The organism is Streptomyces sp. NPDC001816, from assembly GCF_042892235.1.
Lineage (GTDB): Bacteria > Actinomycetota > Actinomycetes > Streptomycetales > Streptomycetaceae > Streptomyces.
The window spans coordinates 547,806-567,626 of sequence record NZ_JBIATY010000002.1 but is presented as its reverse complement, the minus strand read 5'-3'; the positions used below and the strand labels follow the sequence as shown (position 1 = coordinate 567,626).

Annotated in this window: 20 protein-coding genes; 13 read left to right on the top strand and 7 right to left on the bottom strand. The window is 72.3% G+C overall.

Annotated elements, in window-relative coordinates:
* Nucleotides 1-15 precede the first annotated feature (15 nt).
* Entirely contained in the window at nt 16-1,443 is a 1,428-nt protein-coding gene (gene rox / locus ACFYZZ_RS08305; RefSeq protein ID WP_389172880.1) for a rifampin monooxygenase, read from the bottom strand.
* A 251-nt stretch (nt 1,444-1,694) separates the two neighbouring features.
* Here rox and ACFYZZ_RS08300 point away from each other — a divergent pair, with 251 nt between their 5' ends.
* From ACFYZZ_RS08300 to ACFYZZ_RS08290, 3 genes are all read left to right on the top strand, one after another.
* Nucleotides 1,695-2,120, top strand: coding sequence for a hypothetical protein (locus ACFYZZ_RS08300; protein WP_389172878.1), 426 nt, complete (start codon nt 1,695-1,697; stop codon nt 2,118-2,120).
* A 104-nt stretch (nt 2,121-2,224) separates the two neighbouring features.
* Entirely contained in the window at nt 2,225-3,148 is a 924-nt protein-coding gene (locus ACFYZZ_RS08295; RefSeq protein WP_389172876.1) for a hypothetical protein, read from the top strand.
* A 347-nt stretch (nt 3,149-3,495) separates the two neighbouring features.
* Nucleotides 3,496-4,245, top strand: coding sequence for a GNAT family N-acetyltransferase (locus tag ACFYZZ_RS08290; protein WP_389173680.1), 750 nt, complete (start codon nt 3,496-3,498; stop codon nt 4,243-4,245).
* Nucleotides 4,246-4,273: 28 nt separating this feature from the next.
* Here ACFYZZ_RS08290 and ACFYZZ_RS08285 read toward each other — a convergent pair whose 3' ends face one another.
* Nucleotides 4,274-5,122, bottom strand: a complete 849-nt coding sequence (locus ACFYZZ_RS08285) for an alpha/beta fold hydrolase (RefSeq protein WP_389172874.1) — start codon at nt 5,120-5,122, stop codon at nt 4,274-4,276.
* 101 nt (nt 5,123-5,223) lie between these two features.
* Between ACFYZZ_RS08285 and ACFYZZ_RS08280 the strand changes: the two genes are divergently transcribed.
* The 4 genes from ACFYZZ_RS08280 (at nt 5,224) to ACFYZZ_RS08265 (ending at nt 9,516) form a co-directional block, all read left to right on the top strand.
* The gene (locus ACFYZZ_RS08280; protein ID WP_389172872.1) at nt 5,224-5,823 is read left to right on the top strand and encodes a TetR/AcrR family transcriptional regulator; all 600 of its coding nucleotides are present in this window, start codon (nt 5,224-5,226) and stop codon (nt 5,821-5,823) included.
* 177 nt (nt 5,824-6,000) lie between these two features.
* Nucleotides 6,001-7,371 carry an MFS transporter gene (locus tag ACFYZZ_RS08275; RefSeq protein ID WP_389172870.1) on the top strand — a complete coding sequence of 457 codons (1,371 nt, stop codon included), beginning with the start codon at nt 6,001-6,003 and terminating at the stop codon, nt 7,369-7,371.
* Nucleotides 7,372-7,441: 70 nt separating this feature from the next.
* The gene (locus tag ACFYZZ_RS08270; RefSeq protein ID WP_389172868.1) at nt 7,442-8,137 is read left to right on the top strand and encodes a response regulator transcription factor; all 696 of its coding nucleotides are present in this window, start codon (nt 7,442-7,444) and stop codon (nt 8,135-8,137) included.
* On the top strand, nt 8,134-9,516 hold the full coding sequence (locus ACFYZZ_RS08265) for an ATP-binding protein (RefSeq protein WP_389172867.1): 1,383 nt from the start codon (nt 8,134-8,136) through the stop codon (nt 9,514-9,516). The genes ACFYZZ_RS08270 and ACFYZZ_RS08265 overlap by 4 nt, the downstream gene beginning before the upstream one ends.
* Here ACFYZZ_RS08265 and ACFYZZ_RS08260 read toward each other — a convergent pair.
* Nucleotides 9,507-10,475: a TAXI family TRAP transporter solute-binding subunit gene (locus tag ACFYZZ_RS08260; protein ID WP_389172865.1), complete on the bottom strand. Its 969-nt coding sequence runs from the start codon at nt 10,473-10,475 to the stop codon at nt 9,507-9,509. The genes ACFYZZ_RS08265 and ACFYZZ_RS08260 overlap by 10 nt on opposite strands.
* A 122-nt stretch (nt 10,476-10,597) precedes the next feature.
* On the opposite strand from ACFYZZ_RS08260, the gene ACFYZZ_RS08255 reads away from it, so the two are divergent.
* On the top strand, nt 10,598-11,368 hold the full coding sequence (locus tag ACFYZZ_RS08255) for an isoprenyl transferase (protein WP_389173678.1): 771 nt from the start codon (nt 10,598-10,600) through the stop codon (nt 11,366-11,368).
* 26 nt (nt 11,369-11,394) lie between these two features.
* Here ACFYZZ_RS08255 and ACFYZZ_RS08250 read toward each other — a convergent pair whose 3' ends face one another.
* On the bottom strand, nt 11,395-12,288 hold the full coding sequence (locus ACFYZZ_RS08250; protein WP_389172863.1) for a LysR family transcriptional regulator: 894 nt from the start codon (nt 12,286-12,288) through the stop codon (nt 11,395-11,397).
* A 72-nt stretch (nt 12,289-12,360) separates the two neighbouring features.
* Here ACFYZZ_RS08250 and ACFYZZ_RS08245 point away from each other — a divergent pair, with 72 nt between their 5' ends.
* Both ACFYZZ_RS08245 and ACFYZZ_RS08240 read left to right on the top strand, forming a co-directional pair.
* Nucleotides 12,361-12,750: a RidA family protein gene (locus tag ACFYZZ_RS08245; protein WP_389172861.1), complete on the top strand. Its 390-nt coding sequence runs from the start codon at nt 12,361-12,363 to the stop codon at nt 12,748-12,750.
* A 19-nt stretch (nt 12,751-12,769) separates the two neighbouring features.
* Nucleotides 12,770-13,165, top strand: coding sequence for an Imm7 family immunity protein (locus ACFYZZ_RS08240; RefSeq protein WP_389172860.1), 396 nt, complete (start codon nt 12,770-12,772; stop codon nt 13,163-13,165).
* A gap of 54 nt (nt 13,166-13,219) precedes the next feature.
* Here ACFYZZ_RS08240 and pip read toward each other — a convergent pair whose 3' ends face one another.
* Together pip and ACFYZZ_RS08230 are read right to left on the bottom strand one after the other, a co-directional pair.
* Nucleotides 13,220-14,179 carry a prolyl aminopeptidase gene (gene pip / locus ACFYZZ_RS08235; RefSeq protein WP_389172858.1) on the bottom strand — a complete coding sequence of 320 codons (960 nt, stop codon included), beginning with the start codon at nt 14,177-14,179 and terminating at the stop codon, nt 13,220-13,222.
* A 37-nt stretch (nt 14,180-14,216) separates the two neighbouring features.
* Complete coding sequence (locus tag ACFYZZ_RS08230; protein WP_389172856.1) at nt 14,217-15,275, bottom strand: glucuronyl hydrolase; 1,059 nt, start codon at nt 15,273-15,275, stop codon at nt 14,217-14,219.
* Nucleotides 15,276-15,522: 247 nt separating this feature from the next.
* Here ACFYZZ_RS08230 and ACFYZZ_RS08225 point away from each other — a divergent pair, with 247 nt between their 5' ends.
* Nucleotides 15,523-16,281: a polysaccharide deacetylase family protein gene (locus ACFYZZ_RS08225; RefSeq protein ID WP_386577610.1), complete on the top strand. Its 759-nt coding sequence runs from the start codon at nt 15,523-15,525 to the stop codon at nt 16,279-16,281.
* A 23-nt stretch (nt 16,282-16,304) separates the two neighbouring features.
* On the opposite strand, the gene ACFYZZ_RS08220 is transcribed toward ACFYZZ_RS08225, so the two are convergent.
* On the bottom strand, nt 16,305-17,105 hold the full coding sequence (locus ACFYZZ_RS08220) for an alpha/beta hydrolase (protein WP_389172854.1): 801 nt from the start codon (nt 17,103-17,105) through the stop codon (nt 16,305-16,307).
* 263 nt (nt 17,106-17,368) lie between these two features.
* Between ACFYZZ_RS08220 and ACFYZZ_RS08215 the strand changes: the two genes are divergently transcribed.
* Nucleotides 17,369-18,565, top strand: a complete 1,197-nt coding sequence (locus tag ACFYZZ_RS08215) for an imelysin family protein (RefSeq protein WP_389172852.1) — start codon at nt 17,369-17,371, stop codon at nt 18,563-18,565.
* Nucleotides 18,562-19,776, top strand: coding sequence for an iron uptake transporter deferrochelatase/peroxidase subunit (efeB, locus tag ACFYZZ_RS08210; RefSeq protein WP_389172850.1), 1,215 nt, complete (start codon nt 18,562-18,564; stop codon nt 19,774-19,776). Before ACFYZZ_RS08215 ends, efeB begins: the two co-directional genes overlap by 4 nt.
* Nucleotides 19,777-19,821 lie beyond the last annotated feature (45 nt).

Genomic DNA, 19,821 nt, shown 5'->3' with positions numbered 1-19,821 from the left:
GCGGGGGCCGCGCGTTCAGCCGGCAGCGGCACCGAACCACTTGGGCAACACGCCGAGCAGCTCCTGCTGGTCCTCACCGGCCCACGCCACGTGGCCGTCCGGCCGCAGCAGCACCGCGGGCACGTCCAGCTCCTCGCTGACGTCGACGACGTGGTCGACCCGGTCCGCCCAGCCCGCCACCGAGAGCCGGCCGGTCTGGTCGAGCAGCAGTCCGCGGCCGTCGTGCATCAGCTCGTAGAGGCGTCCCCGCTTCAGCCCCACGTCCCGCATCCGCTGGCCGAGCAGTTCATGCCCCTCGCCGAAGTCGTAGCGGACCTCGACCGCGGTGATGAGCCCGGTCACGTACCGGTTCACCTCCTCGAAGTCCATCAGCTTCGCGAACAGCTGCCGCAGCGCGGTCGCACCCGGATCGGTCCCCAGAAGGGTGATCTGCGCACGGGTGTTGTCCAGCACGGCGGCGCCCACCGGGTGCCGTTCGGCGTGGTAGCTGTCCAGCAGCCCCTCCGGCGCCCAGCCGTCGACCGCGGCGGCCAGTTTCCAGCCGAGGTTGAACGCGTCCTGGATGCCGAGGTTGAGGCCCTGCCCACCGGTCGGCGGGTGGATGTGCGCCGCGTCGCCGGCCAGCAGCACCCGGCCGACCCGGTAGCGCTCGGCCTGCCGGGTGGCATCGCCGAACCGGGACAGCCAGCGCGGCGAGTGCACGCCGAAGTCGGTGCCCGCGAAGGCACGCAGCTGCCGCTTGAACTCCTCCAGGGTCGGCACGGTCGCACGGTCCTCGGCCACGCCGTCGGCCGGCACGACGACGCGGTACACCCGGTCCCCGCTGGGGCTGACGCCGAACCGCAGCTGAGTCCTGCGGACCTCCTCCACCACGGCGGCGATCACCGCCGGATCCTCGGTCACCTCCATTTCGCCCAGCAGCGTCTCGACCTTGGCGGGTTCGCCGGGGAATGCGACGCCGAGCCGCTTACGCACCGTGCTGCGGCCGCCGTCGCACCCGACGAGGTAGCGCGAGCGCAGCTGCGTACCGTCCGCCAGCTCGACGCTCACCCCGTCCGCGTCCTGGCTCAGCCCGACCACGTCGCAGCCACGCCGGATCTCGGTACCGAGTTCGAGGGCACGCTCCTCGAGCAGCCGCTCGGTGACCGGCTGCGGGGTGGCGACGCCGTACGGGTGAGCCGTGTCCAACCGGTCCGGCCACGGCTTGGCGATGCCGCCGAAGAGGCCTCCGACCTGGAATTTCTCACTGACCGCCAGGAACCGGTCCAGCAGGCCGCGCTGGTCCATCAGCTCGACGCTGCGCGCGTGCAGGCCCTGCCCGCGGGACTGCTCGGTCGGCTCGGTCAGTCTCTCCAGCACGACCACGTGCACGCCGTGCAGCCGCAACTCGCCGGCCAGCATCAAGCCGGTCGGTCCTCCGCCGACGACGATCACGTCGATCATCACTGCCCCCATGTGTATGTGCAGGTTGTGGCTTCGGCCGGTGATTCTGCGGCACGACGGGGGCCTTGCCGCAAGCCCCCCGGTGCGCTATACGTTGAGAGTGGCAAGGAGTGGTCGACCTCCTTGCCTTTCTCTATGTCGTCCGGCCTCTTCTGCCCGGCCCCTTTTTTCTCAGGTACCCCCACCGGGTATGCTGGTGGCGCTGACCACGCTCCGGTGATCAGCGGCTGCTGGAGGGAGGACAGGTCTTCATGGGCGGCGAACACATCCGCAGGCCGGGCATCACCCGGCTGCTGACGTTGTGCGCGATCCTGCTCGGTCTGTTCCTCATGCACGGCTCCCCGGCCACGGCCGTCGACGGCTGTCACGGCCGGACGGATCCGGCCGTCGTCATGCACGACGGCCACGACTCCGCGACGACATCGGCGGAGCCCACAGGGACCCAGCCCGCCACACTCCGGGCCGCGGACGACATGGCCCCGCACGGGACGCTGTGCGTCGCCACTCCCGCCCAGCAGCGCATCCCGCTGCCCGTCGCGCCGTTCACCGCCCTCTTCGCACTCGCCGCACTGGGGACCTGGGCCGTGCACCGCGCATGGCGTCCCGGCGGGACCGGGCGGCGCGGGCCACCGGGCGGGCGTCGTCTCCTCCTCCAGGTGTGCATCGCGCGGACGTGACAGGACCGCGCCGGAGCAGGCCCCTCCGGGCTGCCCGGCCGCAGCGTCCTGATCACCCCGCGCGCCACCCGGCGTGGTGCGCCACCCGGAAAGACACCCCAGCGATGTTCGCTTCCACCCGTTCCACCGTCCGTCGCCGTGCCCTCGCGGCCGTCGGCACCGCCGCCGCCCTCGCCCTGACGCTGGCCGCCTGCGGGTCCTCCGACGACTCCGCCATGCCCGGCATGCACCACAGCGCCAAGCCGACCGCGACCTCCGCGGCCGGAGCCGGCTCCTCTATGAGCGACATGCCCGGCATGGACCACGAGGCCGACGGCAACGGCCTGGCCGCCGCCAAGGACGGCTACCGCCTCACCAGCTCCGACACCGCCATGACCGCCGGGAAGCAGACGCCGTACCGCTTCACGGTCACCGGACCGGACGGCAAGCCGGTGACCGGCTTCGCCCTCGACCAGACCAAGCGGATGCACTTCTATGCCATCCGCTCCGACCTGACCGGGTTCCAGCACATCCACCCGACGATGGCCTCGGACGGCACCTGGACGGCCGGCCTCTCCTCTCTCGACTCCGGCTCATGGCGCATGTTCGCCTCCTTCACGCCGGAGAGCGGGAGCGGCAAGGGCAAGGACTTCGTGCTCAGCCGGACGGTGACGGTCCCGGGCACGTCCGCCAGGACCCGGCTGCCCGCCGCGGCCGACAGCACGACGGTCGACGGATACACGGTCACCGTGGAAGGCGAGCCCATGGCCGGCATGGCGCATCCGCTGACCGTACGGATCACCAAGGACGGCAAGCCCGTCACCGACCTCCAGCCCTACCTGGACACCTACGCCCACATGACCGCCTTCCACGAGGGCGACGCCGCGTTCGCCCACCTCCACCCCACGACCAAGGTCGACGGCGACCACGGCGGCCCCGACCTTTCCTTCCACGCCGAACTCCCCACCGCGGGCAACTGGCGGCTCTTCCTGCAGTTCCAGACCGGGGGCAAGCTCCACACGGCCGCCCTGACGCTGCGCGTGGGCTGACCTCACGCCGCGTCGCCCGCCGGCACCTCGTTCGGGGGTGCCGGCGGGCCGGCCCTGGCCGGTCGGGGCGGGCATCCAGCGCTTCATCTGCTTGCCGCGCTCGTTCGGAGTGTGGCAGTCTTCGGGGAGTTGATCTCCATTCACTCATGCACGACGAAGGACTGAAGCCATTGATCGCGGCGTCCCACAGCGGCCGCCGTCGGCACTGAACCCGCCCGCTTCCGCGGCAGCGGCCATCGGTGCCCTCGCGTCTCCTCACGGCGGCCCCACGTACATCCCGTGTTCCCGGCTGACAGGCCGGTCCCGCAGCCCTCGTGGCTGCCATCCAACGTGAGGTCATCTTCATCGTGCACACCGATGTCCAGAATTTCGCCGTCGCCAACCTGCTGCGCCGTCCGGCGACGGTCGAAGTCGGAGGCTTCGTCGTGGGAATCGATCCCACGACGACCAGCCCGTACGTCAACTACGCAACCCCGGTCCCCGGCGCCGAGCCGACCGACCGGGACGTCAGCGCCCTGATCGGGGCATTCCGCGAGCGTGGCCTGAGGCCCCGCCTGGAGTTCGCCCCGGACGCCGCACCCGCTGTCGAACCGGCCCTGCGCCGGGCAGGCTTCGCGACGGAGGCGGTCCATGAGTACATGGTCTGCACGCCCGCCACGCTGGCGGTGCCGACCGGGAGCATCGAGGTGGCGGCACCGGACACCGACGAGGACTACACGGCGATCGACGCCGCCCTCTCCGAGGCGTTCGGCGGCGAGTTCCCCGCTTCTCCGGAGGGCGCGGCCCGGCTGCGGCGCACCCAGGAGAGCGGCGGGGCCGTGCGGTTCGTCCGTGCCGCCGACGGCGGCTGCGCCGGTGCGGCCGTCTGCTCGGCACCCGCCCATGGCACGGCCGAGCTGGCGGGTGTGGGCACCCGGTCCGCGTACCGCGGTCGGGGCATCGCGGCCGCGGTCACTGCGGCCCTGGCCGAGACCGCGTTCGGCGGCGGGGCGTCGTCCGTCTGGCTCGAGTACTCGGGCGACGGGTCGCGCCGCGTGTATGAGCGGGTCGGCTTCCAGCCCCGGGGCACCCGCCTCTACCTGACGCTCGAAGGGTGACCCGCACCCGGCGGGGGCCGAGCCGTGCTCAGCCCTCGCCGGGCAGCGGGTGCTCCTTGACGAAGCGGCGGATCTCCGCGGTGAGGGCGGCCGGGTTGTCCAGCTGAACCAGGGTGCGGGCGTCGGGGATCTCCACATAGCGCGCGTCGGGCAGCAGTTCGGCGAGGCGACGGCCGGTGGCGGGAGGCATCATGCGGTCCTCGGCGCCCCAGGCGACCAGGGCCGGACGCGTGAAGGAGGGCAGGTTTCCGGCCGCCTTGACGTAGCACTCCGGGTCCACGTCGCGGCAGAACTTGGCGAAGTCGCGGCGGATGTCACGGCTCGTCAGCAGGGGGCCGTACCAGCGGGCGATCAGTTCCTTCGGCAGCGGCTTCTTCGCCATCCCGCCGAGGGACGTCTCCATGCGGGCGAGGAAGGGGAAGCGGAAGGACTGGATGAGGAGGAAGAGTCCGCCGGGGACCTTGCTCGCCCGGTGCAGCAGTCTGCCCTGTATGCCGGGCGGGTAGTTGTCCAGGGCCTCGCAGGAGGTGAGGACCAGGCGGGCGATGCGTTCGTCGCGTACACCGACGAGAAGTTGGGCCGTCCCGGTGTCGTTCTGGACGAGGGTGACGTCCCGCAGGTCCAGGCGGTCCATGAACTCGGCGAGCAGCCGGGCGATGCCGTGCGCGGAGAGGTCCGCGTCCGGGTGCATCGGGCGCCGGTGGCTGCCGACGGGCAGGACGGGGGCCAGGACGCGGAAGTCCGGCCGCAGATCCGTCACGACCTCGGACCACACCGACTCGTCGAAGCCGAGGCCGTGGACCAGGACCACCACCGGGCCCTCGCCTCCCGAGTCCTCGTAGTCGATCGTCCCCGCGCTCAGCTCGATCTGCGGCATGGCCCCGCCTCCGACCCCGTTGGCACCAGATAGAGCGTTCTAGTGACAGAATAGGGCACGGATGGGCACACAGCACCAGCGGCTTCCCGGAGGCTCCCGCCGTGAGCGACAGCAAGGCTCCCAGCACCCACGAGACCAGGCAGCGCATCGTGAGCGCCGGCACGGAGCTGTTCCGGCGCACGGGCTACACGGGCACCGGCATGAAGCAGATCGCGGCGGCCGCCGGTGCGCCCTTCGGGTCGATCTACCACTTCTTCCCGGGCGGGAAGGCCCAGTTGGGCGAGGAGGTGATCCGCACCTCGGGAGCCGTCTACCTGGGGCTCATCACCGCGCTGATGACGCCGTACGAGGACCGCGTCGCGGCCACCGCCGACGCCTTCACGGCCGCGGCCGGCACCCTCGCCGAACTCGACTTCGCCGACCCCTGCCCCATCGCCACGGTCGCGATGGAGGTCGCCGGCACCAACGAGGCGCTGCGCCAGGCCACTTCGGAGGTCTTCGACAGCTGGGTCGACCATCTCGCCGCGTACTACACAGAAGGGGGCATTCCCGAGCCCGCCGCCCGGGAGACGGCAAGCTCGGTCATCGCATTGCTGGAGGGCGCCTTCATGCTCGGCCGGGCCGCGCGCAGCACGACGCCGGTCCTCGCGGCGGCCAAGGCGGCAGCGGCGATCGTACGGGCGGCGCTGGCGGGCGAGTGACGGGGGCCCTCAGCCGCCTTCCCGGACGGGTCTCACAGCCGCTTTCTTAGCGGCATGTTAGATCTGCGCGGAGGACCTTGTCCGGGTGCGGCGGCGGCCCGCATGCTCGGGCGCACTCAGGTTCCGGGGGCACTCTCCCGCTCCCCGATCCCACGGATTTCCCCACCTGGAGCCGCCATGTCATCGTCTGCCGCCCTGCCCGGAAAGCCGCCGTCGGCCTCCCCCGGCAACCGCCGTCTCGCCCTCGTCGGCGGGTCCCTGGGCAACCTCGTCGAGTGGTACGACTGGTTCGTCTACGCCAGCTTCGCGATCTACTTCGCCGACGCGTTCTTCCCCGGCGACAACCCGACCACCAAGCTGCTGAACACGGCCGGCATCTTCGCCGTCGGCTTCCTGATGCGTCCGGTCGGCGGGTGGATCCTCGGGCGGGCGGCGGACCGGCACGGGCGCAAGAGCGCGCTCACCCTCACCGTCACCATGATGTCGGTGGCCGCCCTGCTCATCGCCGTCGCGCCCACCTACGGCCAGGCCGGCTACTTCGGCGCCGTGGTACTGCTGCTGGCCAGGCTGCTGCAGGGCCTGAGCATCGGAGGCGAGTACGCCGCCAGCGCCACCTATCTGACCGAGGCGTCCGCCCGCGACCGACGCGGGCTCGGCTCCTCGTTCCAGTACGTGTCGATGACGTGCGGCCAGCTCCTCGGCCTCGCCATCCTCATCACGATGCAGCACACCCTGACGACGGACCAGCTGGAGAGCTGGGGCTGGCGGATCCCGTTCGTGCTCGGTGCGCTGTTCGCCGGGGTGGTGTTCTGGCTGCGGCGGCGGCTGACCGAGACCGAGGCGTTCACCGAGGAGTCCGGGGCGGACGACCGTACGGACACCGCGCGCGGGACGCTCAGGGCGCTGTGGCAGCACCGCCGCGAGGCCGGGCTGGTCATGGCGCTCACCCTGGGCGGCACGGTGGCGTACTACACGTACACCACGTACCTCACCAAGTACCTGATCGGCAGCGCCGGCCTGGCCAAGTCCACGGCCACCCTGGTGAGTTTCACCGCGCTCACCGTCTTCGCGCTGCTCCAGCCCTTCGCCGGGATGCTCTCCGACCGGATCGGCCGCCGGCCACTGCTGATCACCTTCGCGGTCGGCTGCACGGTGGGCACGTACCCCATCATGACCGCCCTCGGCTCGGCGTCCTCGTACTGGCCGGCGCTGGGGCTGTCCCTGCTGGCTCTGGTCATCGTCACCGGGTACACCTCGATCAACGCGGCCGTGAAGGCGGAGCTGTTCCCCACCCGGGTGCGGGCCCTCGGGGTGGCGCTGCCGTACGCCGTCGCCAACGCGCTGTTCGGCGGGACGGCGGAGTACGTGGCCCTGTGGTTCAAGGACAGCGGTCACGAGAAGGTGTTCTTCTGGTACGTGTCGGGGTGCGCGCTCGTGTCACTGGTCACCTACGTGCTGATGCCGGACACCCGTAACGCGGCGCTCAGCCGCGCCGAGGCCGAGGCGGACACCGGACGCGACCGGTCTCCTGCGAAGGCCGCCGGCTGACGTGGTGGTGACCCGGGCGGTGCCGCTTCCGTAAGCTGCCGCCCAGGTCACCACGGCACGAGGACTTCACATGCACGCGCTGCTCGTCGAGGACGACGACCGTATGGCCCAGGCTCTGACCACGGCCCTCGCCCAGCGCGGGCACACGGTGCGCAGGGCCGGCCGGGCCCTGGACGCCCTGCGGTACGTCCACGCGGCCGAGTTCGTGCTGCTCGACCTCGGCCTGCCCGACCTGGACGGGCTTGAGCTGCTGCGGCGGCTGCGCACGGTGTGCGACGCGCCGCTGATCGTGGTGACGGCCCGCTGCGAGGAGCGCGACATCGTGCAGGGGCTGCGGGCCGGCGCCGACGACTACGTGGTCAAGCCGTTCCGGATGAACGAGCTGATGGCCCGGATCGACACCGTGCGCCGGCGCACCGGGGCAGCGGCGGCCCGTGGCACGGACGGCGGCTCAGGTCCCGTGCGCACCGGCGATGTGGAGATCGACATCGCGGGCCGTACGGTCACGGTCGACGGCGCGGAAGTACGGCTCACCCGGCGCGAGTTCGACGTCCTCGCCTTCCTCGCGGCGCGGCCGGACGAGGTGCACTCCCGCGAGGAGATCCTGGACCGGATCTGGGGCGACGCCTTCCTCGCCGCGTCCCGGTCCCTGGACGTGCACGTGGCGGGCATCCGCGCGAAGACGGGCCGCACCGAACTGGTGCGTACGGTGCGGGGCTTCGGGTATCAGCTCGGAACCGACGGCCGGGACGGGCGCCGGCCATGAGGCGCAGGCTGCTGGCCGTGCTGATGGTGCTCATCGGGGCCGCGACGCTGCTGCTGTCGGTTCCACTGGCCGGCTCCTACGCCGGCGGGCGGACAGAACATCTGCTGCTCCAGCGGCGCGCCGACGCCGTGCGGTTCGCCGACCTCGCGGACCGGGTGCGCACCGCCGCCGACCGTGCCGAACTGTCCACCGAGATCCGCCGGTACGCCGAGTTGTACGGCGCCTCGGTGACCGTGGTGGACTCCGCGGGGCGGACCCTCGCGCAGGCGGGGGCCGGCGTCTCACCGTCCGCCGCGGACGATGTCCTCGGCCGGGCGCTGACCGGGCGGTCCACCGAGCGGCTGCCGACCGTACGGCCGTGGGGGCCGGACCGGGTGGTGCTCGCCGAGCCGGTCGGCCGGGACGAACGGGTCAGCGGTGCGGTCCTGCTGGCCGTCCCGACCACCGCGGCCCGGTGGGACGTGACCGTGCGCTGGGCGCTCATCGCCTGCGGGGCGCTCACCGCCTTCGCGGCCGCGGCCCTGGTCGCGGCCGGCATCACGCGCTGGCTGATGCGCCCGGTCCGTGACCTCGACCGGGCTGTCGCCGCACTGGCGTCCGGCAGCCTGGAGACCCGGGCCGTCTCCGCCACGGGACCGCCCGAACTGCGCAGCCTGCGCCTGCACTTCAACGGCATGGCCGAGGCGGTCGCCGACTCACTCGGCCGCCAGCGCGCCTTCGTCGCCGACGCCTCGCACCAACTGCGCAACCCGCTGGCCACCCTGGTGCTGCAGCTGGAGAACGTCGAGCCGCATCTCGCGCCCGGCCCCGGCCGCAGGGAGCACGCGCGCGCCCTGGACGAGGCGGAGCGCCTGGAGGAGCTTCTGGATGGCCTGCTCGCGCTTGCGCGGGTGGAGTCGGGTACGGCGGAGCGGACCGAGCAGGACGTGTCCCGCGGGGTGCGTGAGCGGGTGGCCGCGTGGCAGCCGGTGTTCGAGGCGACCGGGGTGACGCTGAGCGCCGCTGCCGTGCGGGAGGGGTTGCGGGCGCCGGCCGTGCCGGACGCCGTCGGCCGGATCCTCGACGCGGTCCTCGACAACGCGGTCAAGTTCGTCCCCTCCGGCGGGCGGGTCGCGGTGACGGCCGCGCTCGCGGACGGTGAGGTCGTGGTGCGCGTCGCCGACGACGGGCCGGGGGTGCCGGACGATCAGCTCCCGCTGCTCACCCGACGTTTCGCCCGGGCGCCCGAGCATCAGAACGTGCCCGGCAGCGGCCTGGGCCTGGCCATCGCCGACGAGATCGCCCGCCTCAGCGGGGGCCGGCTCACCACGGCCGGCAACCGTCCCCACGGCCTGGTGGTGGAGCTGCGCCTGCCGGGTCCGGTGCCGGATCAGCCGTAGACCGAGCGGTAGTAGGCCACCGCGCCGGGGTGCAGGGGCACGTCCCCCGTGGCGACGGCGAACCTGGGTTCGAGCCGGGCGCCCGCCGTGACCTCCCGCAGCAGCACACGCCACCGGTCGAACACCACCTGGAGCACCTCGCGCACCGCCTGCTGCGGCACCTGGGAGCGGGCGAGCAGATAGTTGCCCACGCCGACGGTGCCGACCGGCTCGGTGAGCCCGTACACGCCGGCCGGGAGGGTGACCGCCGTGTAGACGGGGCCGTACGTGTCGCGCAGGACGGCGGCCTGTTCCTCCAGCGGCAGGAAGCGCAACGGGAATGCGCGGGCGAGCGCCGACAGGGCGGGGGTCGGCACTCCCCCGGCCCAGATCAGCGCGTCGACGGTGCCCGTGCGCAGCGCCTGGACCGAGGCGGCGAGGCCGAGCTGTCGTTGCCGTACCGACCGCTTTCCGGTCAGACCCGTCACCCGCAGCAGCCGGTTCGCCAGCACCTGTCCGCCGGAGCCCGCCGCGCCGGTGGCGACCGACCGGCCCGCGAGATCCCCCACGGACCGCACGGGTCCGTCGGCCGGTACGACCAGGTGCGTGTAGTTGACGTAGACGCGGGCGAGAGCCGTCACGGCGGCCCGGCTGGAGAACGGCTCCCGCCCCTGGACGGCGTCCTCGGCGGCGTCTGCCATCGCCAGGCCCAGGTCCGCCGATCCGGCGCCGAGTCTGCGGAGGTTGTCCACGCTGGCCGAGGTGCTGAGCGGGGTGATGTGCAGCCGGGGGACGGCCCGTGCGGCCTGGGCGGCCAGTGCCTTGCCGAAGGCGTTGTAGGGCCCGCCGGGCGCTCCCGTCGCGAGCCTGAGCCGCCAGTCGGGTCCGCCGTCGCCGGCGCAGCCGGCCAGGGGGAGGGCCGGGGCGCCGAGGAGCGCGGCCTCCAACAGGCCGCGGCGGCTCATCGGTCGACCGGTCACGCCCGCAGCGTAGCGGCTCCGCGCAAACCGGACGGCTCCACTCCCGCGTGGCTGGTGCGCGGAACGTGGCACTATCCTTGCGCCCTCGAACACGGGTAGGGAGAAGGGACATCGGCGTGGCGATGAAGGCCTTGCGTTCGGCGTTGGAAGCGGTCTATGTACGGCGCCTGAACCGCAAGCTGGAGGGCCTGCCCCGGCCGCGGCACGTGGCGATCATGCTGGACGGGAACCGGCGCTGGGCCAGGGGTGCGGGACATCAGGACGTCCGGGAGGGATACCGCGTCGGCGGTGCCAAGGTCACGGACTTCCTCCACTGGTGCACCGACGCCGGCATCAAGCACGTCACGCTGTGGATGCTGTCGGACGACAACCTCCACCGGCCGGCCGACGAACTCGGTCCCCTGCTCGACATAATCGAGGAGACCGTCCAGCGCATCTGCGCCCCCGGGGAGCCCTGGGAGATCGAGATCATCGGCGCGCTCGACCTGCTGCCCGGGAACACCGCCCGCGTCCTCAAGGAGGCCGCCGCCCTCACCCAGGGCCGCGGCGGGCTGAAGGTCGACGTCGCCGTCGGCTACGGCGGCCGCCGGGAGATCGTCGACGCCGTCAAGGCGGCCTTCGACAAGCACATCAGCGCGGGAGGCGACCCCACGGAGCTGGCCGCCGACTTCGATCTGGAGCACATCACCGACAACCTGTACTCGCCGGCCGGGCACGACACCGACTTCATCATCCGTACCTCCGGCGAACAGCGCCTCTCCGGCTTCCTGTTGTGGCAGTCCGCCTACGCCGAGGTGCACTTCGTGGACGTCCTGTGGCCGGCGTTCCGCGAGATCGACCTGTTGCGGGCCCTGCGGTCGTACGCGGCCCGGGAGCGGCGTTACGGCCGCTGACGGACGCGGCGTGGTGCGCGCCCGGGTCATTCCCCGCCGACGGTTGCGAGAAGGTGGGCGACCAGGGGGTTCGGGTCGGCCGTGCGCCAGGCCACGGCGACCCGGGTGCGTGCGGCGGCGGGGACGATCCCGCGGAACGCGACGCCCTTGAGGCGGATGCGCCGGATGCCGGCCGGTGCCAGGGAGACACCCAGACCGGTCTCCACGAGGGCGCACACGGTCTGCCATTCCACCGCGTGCTGGGCCGTCCGGGGTGTGAAGCCCGCGTCCGCGCACAGGCCGGTGATCCGGTCGTACAGTCCGGGGCCGACCGACCGGGGCAGGAGCACGAACGGCGAGTCGGCCAACTGCGCGATTCGTACGGTCCGTTGGGCGGCCAAGGGGTGGGTGGCCGGGAGCACGGCCACGAAGGGCTCGCTGAGGACCGTCCGGAAGCCGATCTCCGGCTCGTCGGCGGGTGGTTCGCGCAGCAGGCCGATGTCGATGGTCCTGTCGTGCAGGGCCGCGATCTGCGGCGCCGTGGTCATCTCGTGGATGTCCAGGTGCACATCGGGGAACCGCTGCCGGAAGGTGCGCAGCAGTCCGGGCAGGACGGTCAGGGCGAGGGAGGCGGCGAATCCGATGCGCAGCCGGCCGGCCCGGCCGCTGCCGACGGCGCGGGCCGCGGCCAGGCCGTCCGCGAGGTCGGTGAGGGCCCGCCGGGCGGCCGGGAGCAGTTCGCGGCCGGGCGCAGTGAGCGCGACGTGTCCCGGCTCGCGGCTGAACAGCGCATGTCCGACCTTGTCCTCCAGGCGGCGGATCTGCTGGCTCAGCGGTGGCTGGGCGATGCCGAGCCGGGCGGCGGCGTGGCCGAAGTGGAGTTCCTCGGCGAGCACGACGAAGGCGTGCAGCTGCGCGAGGGGAAGTTCGGGTCGCGTCATACGCCCAGAGATATCAAATCATGCTCCTCACAGTATTAGACGTATCGATGCAGGTCACCTAGCGTTCGGCGCATGACAGAGCGACGTGCGATCCTCAGCGGCTCGGCCTTCGAGGAGCAGATCGGGTATGCCCGTGCCGTGGTGGACGGCGACTGGGTCCATGTGTCCGGGACGACCGGGTTCGACTACGCCACCATGACCATCTCCGACGACGTGGTGGAACAGGCCCAGCAGTGCCTCCACAACATCGGTGCCGCGCTGTCCCAGGCGGGCTGCGGCTTCGCGGACGTCGTACGGGTGCGCTACCTGCTGCCCGACCGCGAGGACTTCGAGCCCTGCTGGCCGGTCCTGCGCCGCTGCTTCGGCGAGGTCCGCCCGGCCGCGACGATGCTCGTCTGCGGCCTCGCCGACCCTCGGATGAAGATCGAGATCGAGGTGTACGCGCGGCGGCCGCGCACCTGAAGGGCCGTAGGATCGAGGCGTGTTCGAGTACCACGGCTGGATCACGGTGCGGGAAAGCGCGGGCGAGGAGGACGACGACTCGCGGCTGCGGCAGATCGTCGACGAGCTGCGCGAGCGCATCGCCGCGATGGACAGCCCCTACCTCCTCGACCTCCGGTGGATGAACGGCGAGCCGTTCATCCACCTGGGCGGGCATTCCAACCACCGCTCCGCGCCGGATGTCTTCGAGCTCTTCGCCCATGTGGCGACGATCGCTCCCGGCTCCTACGGGCTCCTCCACGTGCGCGACGACGAGGACCCGCGGCACGAGAACGAGACCCGCGTCCTCAGGCTCGTCCGGGGCACCCTCAGCGAGCACACGGAGCAGCTTCTTTCCCCGTGCGTCCCCACGCTGGAAGACCCGTTCACCGGCTAGGCCTCGTGCGGCTCCCGGTGGTGCCGATACGTCGGCCCGTCAGGCGTCGACAGCTCACTTCCGGTACGTGTCCGTCGCCGCCACCAGTGCCTCCGCCACACCGGGTGCCCCGGTAGTGTGGCCGGCGTCGTCCACCGTGACCAACTCGCTGCCGGGCCAGGCCTGGTGGAGGCGCCAGACGATGCCGAGGAGGTTGCCGAAGTCGAGCGATCCCTGCACGAGGGTGCCGGGGATACCGGCGAGGAGGTGGGCGTGGCGCAGGACCACGCCCTCGTCATTCTCCTCGCCCAGGAAGTGGTCGTTGCCCCAGTAGTGGGTGACGGTGCGGGCGAAGCCCATGCGGTACACGGGGTCCTCGAAGCGGGCGACGGAGCGCGGCGGTGCGGGGATGGTCGCCGTCTCCCAGTCGGTCCAGGCCCGTGCCGCCCGCTCCCGTACCGCGGGGTCTGGGGACTCCAGGAGCCGGTTGTAGGCCGCGGCGAGGTTGCCGTCGCGCTCGGCGGGCGGCAGCTCGGCCAGGAACCGGTCGAAGGCCTCCGGGAAGATCCTGCCGAGTCCCCTGGTGAGCAGCTCCACCTCGGCGTTGGAGCCTGTCGCGACTCCGGTCAGCACCAGCTCGGAGACGGATTCCGGATGGGTCTGCGCGTAGCGCAGGGCGAGCACCGAGCCCCATGACACGCCCCACACCAGCCAGCGTTCGATGCCGAGGTGCTGCCGCAGCAGCTCCAGGTCGGCCATGACGTGCGCGGTCGTGTTGACGCTCATGTCGGTGCCATAGCTGCTCGCGTGCGGTGTCGAACGGCCGCTGCCGCGCTGGTCGAGCAGGACGATCCGGTAGGCGGCCGGGTCGAACAGGCGCCGGGGGTAGGGTCCGCACCCGGATCCCGGACCGCCGTGCAGCACGACTGCCGGCTTGCCCTCGGGGTTGCCGCAGGTCTCCCAGTACACGAGGTTGTGGTCACCGACGTCGAGCATGCCGTGTGCGTACGGCTCGATCTCCGGATAGAGGGGCATCAGGGCACCGTAGCGTCGCCTCGGCCCCGCGTCGTCCTCATTTTGCGCCGGACAGGTCGATCGCCCGGTCGACGTCCTGCGGCTGCAGGACGCGCAGGATGCCTTCGAGGAGGTAGTAGTCGGCGTACGGGAGGGAGATCTCGATCCCGTCCTCGGCCGGACGGTTGCGGGCGCAGCGGGCGACGACGGCCCCGGCGCGCGTGGAGTTCCTGGTCAGGCAGGTCTTCGCCGACGTGGTCAGCAGCCGCAGGGCGGCTTCCCGGCACTCGGGTCTGCCCGTCGCCGCGGACAGGTCCAGCAGACCGCAGGCCATGATCGCGCCGGCGGAGGCGTCCTTGACGTCGTACGGCTGCTGGGGCGCCCGGTAGTCCCACACGGGGACGTGGTCGGCAGTGAGGGCGCCCAGCGCGTAGTCGGCGAGTCGGCGTGCGGTCGTCAGGAACTGCTGGTCGCCGGTGCGGCGGTGGATCGTGGTGAAGCCGTGGATGCCCCAGGCCTGTCCGCGCGCCCAGCAGGACGTGGGGCTGTAGCCCTGCACGGTGTTGGGACCGATCGGCGTGCCGGTGGCGGGGTCGAAGTCGTACACGTGGGGGGTCGAGCCGTCCGGGCGCGGGAACACCCGCTGGGCGGTGTTCGCGTGTTCCGCGGCGATGGCGAGGTACTTTTCGTCGCCCGTCTGCTCGCTCGCGAAGGCCAGCAGGTCGAGGTTCATCATCGTGTCCATGAGGAAGCCGAGGTCGTGGGTGGTGGTGTCGGTCTGGCGGGGTGCGAGCTTCTTGGCGGAGTCGAGCGCCAGGGTGCGGAAGGTGTCGTCGCCGCTGTGGAGCCAGGCCATCCAGAGCGTGCCGGGCCAGAAGCCGCCGACCCAGTCGCCGTTCTGCGAGTACACCCACTTCTCGGCCTTCGTGCCGACCGGAAAGGCCGTCACGCCCGGGGCGACGGTGCGGAGTTTCCCGATCGCGTGGTCGGCGGCGGCCCGGAGCGTACGGACGACCGAGGTGGGGGTCTGCTCGGCCGCCTGGGCCGCTGTCGTCGGCACCGCGAACAGGGCGGCGGCGGCCGCCGTGGTCAGCACGCTACGTCGGGAGATCTCCATCGGCTCGCATCCTCCAACTCGGCACAGATGGAAGCGGTGACGCGGCGGCGCATCAACAGGGCATAGGGGACGAGAGGTGAAATCCGGCCCAGGGGAGCGAGGGGTTCCGGTGGGGTCGCTCGGACACCTGTCCCAGAAGTACCCCGGAATTGTCCGTGATCTGTAACAGACGGATCCCGCAGTCAACTTATCCCGTCCTGACAGGTGCACGGGGGGACCCACCAACACGGCGAAGAGCGGGGCGGACATGGCACGGCATGGCGGGCGGGGATGGTACGGCCGGGTGGTCGCGGCGGCGGTCGGAGTGACGGCGGTGGCCGCCGCCACGTCGGTGTGGACCGCGCAGGCCGGCCAGACCGGTGGACATCAGGCGGCGCACCCCGCCGCCAAGAAGGCGGTGCCCGTGTCCGCCACGATCGTCCACGCCTCCGACGGCGGCGACCACGCGGTCAACATCACCATCGACGACGGCCCTGACCCGCAGTGGACCCCCCAGGTGCTGCAGGTGCTCAAGGACAACGGCGTGAAGGCGACGTTCTGCATGGTCGGCACCCAGGCGGAGGCCCACCCCGACATGGTCAAGAAGGTGGTGGCGGCCGGGCACCGGCTGTGCGACCACACGGTGTCGCACGACACCACCATGGACAAGAAGTCCGAGGCCTACCAGTCGCAGCAGATCCTGGACGCCGAGCGCCAGATCACGAAGGCGTCAGGGGGCGTACGGCCGATGTACTACCGTGCCCCGGGCGGCGCGTTCACGCCGTACAGCCGGCACCTCGCGGCCTCGCACGGGATGCGGCCGCTGGGCTGGAACGTCGACTCCAAGGACTTCGAGCGGCCCGGCACCGACGCCATCATCACCACCGTCAAGGGCGAGTTGCACAACGGCCCGACCGTGCTCTTCCACGACGCCGGCGGCGACCGCTCCCAGACCGTGGCCGCGCTGCGCACCCTGCTGCCCTGGCTGAAGCAGCAGGGGTACTCCTTCGGTTTCCCCGTTCGCTGAACAGGGCGCGGCTTCCCGCTTCTTCAGGCCTCGACCCCGGCTACGACGGTCCGCAGCGCCTCGGTCACCACGGGCCAGGCAGCCGAGTCGGGGTCGATCACGTCGAAGTGACCGGCCCCGGGCAGCTCGTGGAGTGTGGCGCCCGCCCGTGCGGCGTACCGTCGGGCCATGGCGACGGGCAGCGCCTCATCCAGGTCGCCGTGGACCACGACCGTACGGCCGGCGGGGACGCCGAGGGCTGCCGGGTCTGCGGCGGCATACCGGTCCGGGACCTGCCCCCTCCCACCACCGAGAAAGGCGGCGACGGCACCCCGGCCGCTGCCCCGTTCGTCGGCCCACGCCAGGTCCGCGGTGGGGGCGAGGGCGAGCACACCGAGCACGGCGGGCGGGGTTTCCGTCCGGCCGGGTGCGCCGTACGGTATGCGATGCCGGAGCGCGGCCCACAGGGCGAGGTGCCCGCCGGCCGAGTGCCCGGCGTAGACCACGCGCGCCGGGTCGACACGGCCGGGGGCGGCTTGCGCGGCGAGGTGGGGCAGCCGGTCGACGGCCTCCGCCGTGTCGGTCAACGTGACCGGCCAGCCCCCGCCGCCACCGACGCGGCGGTACTCGACGCCGGCGACCGCACAGCCGCTCTGCGCCGCCAAGGCCCGGACGAATCCCGCGACATGCTGCCGATCGTGCTCGGCGCGCCAGAAGCCGCCGTGGAAGAACAGCACCAGCGGAGCAGCCGGTCCCGATCCCGCGGCGGGCAGAAACAGATCGGCGACCTGGTCCGGATGCTCGCCGTAGACCAGCGGCTGAGAGGAGACCTGGGCACGGGACACGCTCACACCTCTCTTCGATGTATCTCGATTAGATGTATGAGCCTACAGCACGGGCACCGTGAACGTCTGGCGGTAACCCCAGTAGCTGCCTCTCCTGCTGACGACCGCCGATGAACCCGGGGGGAATTCCTGGTCAATGAATCGTTGGGACGGCCGTTCGGGTGCGAAGGGCTGCCTAACATGAGGCCGTCCCGCCGGAGTTCGCACCATCGTTGCGCTCAGCCGTGTGGACGTCTGCGTACGTCGTTCCGGAAAGGCTCGCCATGCCGTTGCCCCGCCTCGGCTCGCGGCCGGTCGCTCTCCGAACGGCTGGAGTGCTGCTCCTCGCCTTCGCCCTCGCCGTGGGAGGGACCCTGCTGGCGCTCTCCCTCATGGGCGGGCGCCCCGCTCGGGCCGCGCGGTCCGTCACGGTCGAGGTCTCGCCGAGCCGCTGCGGCCGCGGCTGGACCCGGCCGGCGTCCGGGGTGCAGACCTTCGACCTGCACAACGCCTCCGACGGCGCCGCCGAGGTCTACCTCGAGGACCCGGGCAGCCAGGTGGTGTACGGCGAGGTGGAGGGCATCGGCCCCGGTACGACACGGCAGTTGACCGTCCGGCTGGGCAAGGGCACGTACGCCTTCAAGTGCGTGCACGACGACGCCGACGCCGTCACCGGGCCCAGCGTCCGCGTCACGTCGGGGCGGCGCGGCCCGGGGGCGGCCCCCGTCACCGAGCACGACCTGATCCCGCCCGCGCTCGCCTACCAGAAGTGGGTCGGCGGCGGTCTGGACGAGCTGGTCCGGCTGACGACGAAGCTCGGCCGGGACATCGACCGCGGCGACCTCGCCGGCGCCCGGTCGGCCTGGCTGCCGGCCCATCTGGAGTACGAGCGGCTGGGGGCGGCGTACGACGCCTTCGGGGACGCGGACGGGCAGATCGACGGCACGGACGCGGGGCTGCCCGGCGGGGTGGGTGACCGGGGCTTCACCGGGTTCCACCGCGTCGAGTACGGCCTGTGGCACGGGCAGTCAGCGGGCCGCCTGCGCGCCCCGGCGACGGCGCTGGTCAAGGCGGTGACCCGGCTGCGGGACAGCTGGTCGCAGACCCGCATGGATCCGGCCCAGCTCGGTCTGCGCGCGCACGAGATCCTGGAGAACACTGTGCAGTTCGAGCTGACCGGCCGGACCGACTACGGCAGCGGCAGCAACCTCGCCACCGCCCGTGCCAACCTCGACGGCACCCGCGAGGTGCTGTCCCGGCTGCGTCCCCTGCTCACCACCCGGTACGCCGACCTGCCCGGCCTCGACCGGGACCTGGACCACGCGCAGCATCTGCTCGACGGGTTCCGGCACGGCGGCCGCTGGACCGCGCCGGCCGCCCTGCCCCGCGCCGGGCGGGAGCGCGTCGACTCGGTCTTCGGCGACCTGGTCGAGCGGCTCGCGTCGGTGGCGACCCTGTGCGATCCCCGGAGGACGGCGTGAGCGGAACGGACCGACCCGGCCCAGTGGGCAGGCGCGGCTTCCTGCGCGGTGCCGCCCTCGCGGGAGCCGGGCTCGCCACCGGTGCCGCCGCGCCCACAGCGGCTGTCGTCCCCGTCGTCCCCTTCCACGGTGCCCACCAGGCATCCGTGCTCGCGCCCTCGCGGCGGACCAGCGTGTTCGTGTCGCTCGACGTGACCGCCGAGCACCGCGCGGACCTGACCGACCTGCTGCGCACGCTCACCGACCGGGCCCGCTTCCTGGCCTCGGGCGGGACGCCGTCCCCGGTGGGCATCACCGGGCCGCCCGCGGACTCGGGCATCCTGGGCGACCGGCTGCCCTCGGGCGCGCTGGGCGTGACCGTCGGGGTCGGCGCCTCGCTCTTCGACGACCGGTTCGGGCTGGCCGCGCTGCGGCCCCGGCGGCTGACCGCCATGCCCGCCTTCCCGGACGACGACCTGCGGTCCGAGTGGTGTCACGGCGACCTCAGTCTCCAACTGCACGCCGACGACCCGGACACCACCCTGCACGCCCTGCGCGACATCGCCCGGCACACCCGGGGCGGCATGCAGGTCCGCTGGCGCCTGGACGGCTTCTCCGGTCCGCCCCGGCCCTCCGGCACCCCGCGCAATCTGCTCGGGTTCAAGGACGGCACCGCCAACCCGGACGCGAACAACGCCGGTGAGATGGACCGCCTGGTGTGGGTGGGCAGGGGCACGGGCGAGCCGGACTGGACGGTCGGCGGCAGCTATCAGGTCGTCCGGCTGATCCGGATGCTGGTGGAGTTCTGGGACCGGGTCTCGCTGAGCGAGCAGGAGCGGATGTTCGGCCGGGCCCGCTCCTCCGGCGCACCGCTGGACGGTGACCACGAGCACGACACGCCGAAGTACGCCGACGATCCCAAGGGCGACGTCATCCCGCTGGACGCCCACATACGCCTCGCCAACCCCCGCACGGCCGCCACCGCCCACCAGCGCATCCTGCGCCGCGCCTACAACTACGACCGGGGCATGGACGGCAACGGCAACCTCGACATGGGCCTGCTGTTCACCTGCTACCAGCAGGATCCGGTACGGCAGTTCGAGACCGTGCAGCACCGGCTGGCGGGAGAGCCGCTCTCCGACTACATCTCCCCGTTCGGCGGCGGCTACTTCTTCGCGCTGCCCGGCGTGCGGGACGCGACGGACTGGTACGGGCGCGCCCTGCTGGGCTGAGCCCGTCCGGACAACTCGGCGGGCAGGCGGGTCAATTCACCGTCA

Excerpts from the sequence above, each read along its gene's own strand:
- ACFYZZ_RS08265 (WP_389172867.1), top strand. The coding sequence starts at position 8,134 with ATGAGGCGCAGGCTGCTGGCCGTGCTGATGGTGCTCATCGGGGCCGCG.
- pip (WP_389172858.1), bottom strand. The coding sequence starts at position 14,179 with ATGCCCCTCTATCCGGAGATCGAGCCGTACGCACACGGCATGCTCGAC.
- ACFYZZ_RS08295 (WP_389172876.1), top strand. The coding sequence starts at position 2,225 with ATGTTCGCTTCCACCCGTTCCACCGTCCGTCGCCGTGCCCTCGCGGCC.
- ACFYZZ_RS08225 (WP_386577610.1), top strand. The coding sequence starts at position 15,523 with ATGGCACGGCATGGCGGGCGGGGATGGTACGGCCGGGTGGTCGCGGCG.
- ACFYZZ_RS08215 (WP_389172852.1), top strand. The coding sequence starts at position 17,369 with ATGCCGTTGCCCCGCCTCGGCTCGCGGCCGGTCGCTCTCCGAACGGCT.
- ACFYZZ_RS08250 (WP_389172863.1), bottom strand. The coding sequence starts at position 12,288 with ATGACGCGACCCGAACTTCCCCTCGCGCAGCTGCACGCCTTCGTCGTG.
- ACFYZZ_RS08255 (WP_389173678.1), top strand. The coding sequence starts at position 10,598 with ATGAAGGCCTTGCGTTCGGCGTTGGAAGCGGTCTATGTACGGCGCCTG.
- ACFYZZ_RS08230 (WP_389172856.1), bottom strand. The coding sequence starts at position 15,275 with ATGGAGATCTCCCGACGTAGCGTGCTGACCACGGCGGCCGCCGCCGCC.
- ACFYZZ_RS08275 (WP_389172870.1), top strand. The coding sequence starts at position 6,001 with ATGTCATCGTCTGCCGCCCTGCCCGGAAAGCCGCCGTCGGCCTCCCCC.
- ACFYZZ_RS08245 (WP_389172861.1), top strand. The coding sequence starts at position 12,361 with ATGACAGAGCGACGTGCGATCCTCAGCGGCTCGGCCTTCGAGGAGCAG.
- ACFYZZ_RS08300 (WP_389172878.1), top strand. The coding sequence starts at position 1,695 with ATGGGCGGCGAACACATCCGCAGGCCGGGCATCACCCGGCTGCTGACG.
- ACFYZZ_RS08270 (WP_389172868.1), top strand. The coding sequence starts at position 7,442 with ATGCACGCGCTGCTCGTCGAGGACGACGACCGTATGGCCCAGGCTCTG.
- rox (WP_389172880.1), bottom strand. The coding sequence starts at position 1,443 with ATGATCGACGTGATCGTCGTCGGCGGAGGACCGACCGGCTTGATGCTG.
- ACFYZZ_RS08285 (WP_389172874.1), bottom strand. The coding sequence starts at position 5,122 with ATGCCGCAGATCGAGCTGAGCGCGGGGACGATCGACTACGAGGACTCG.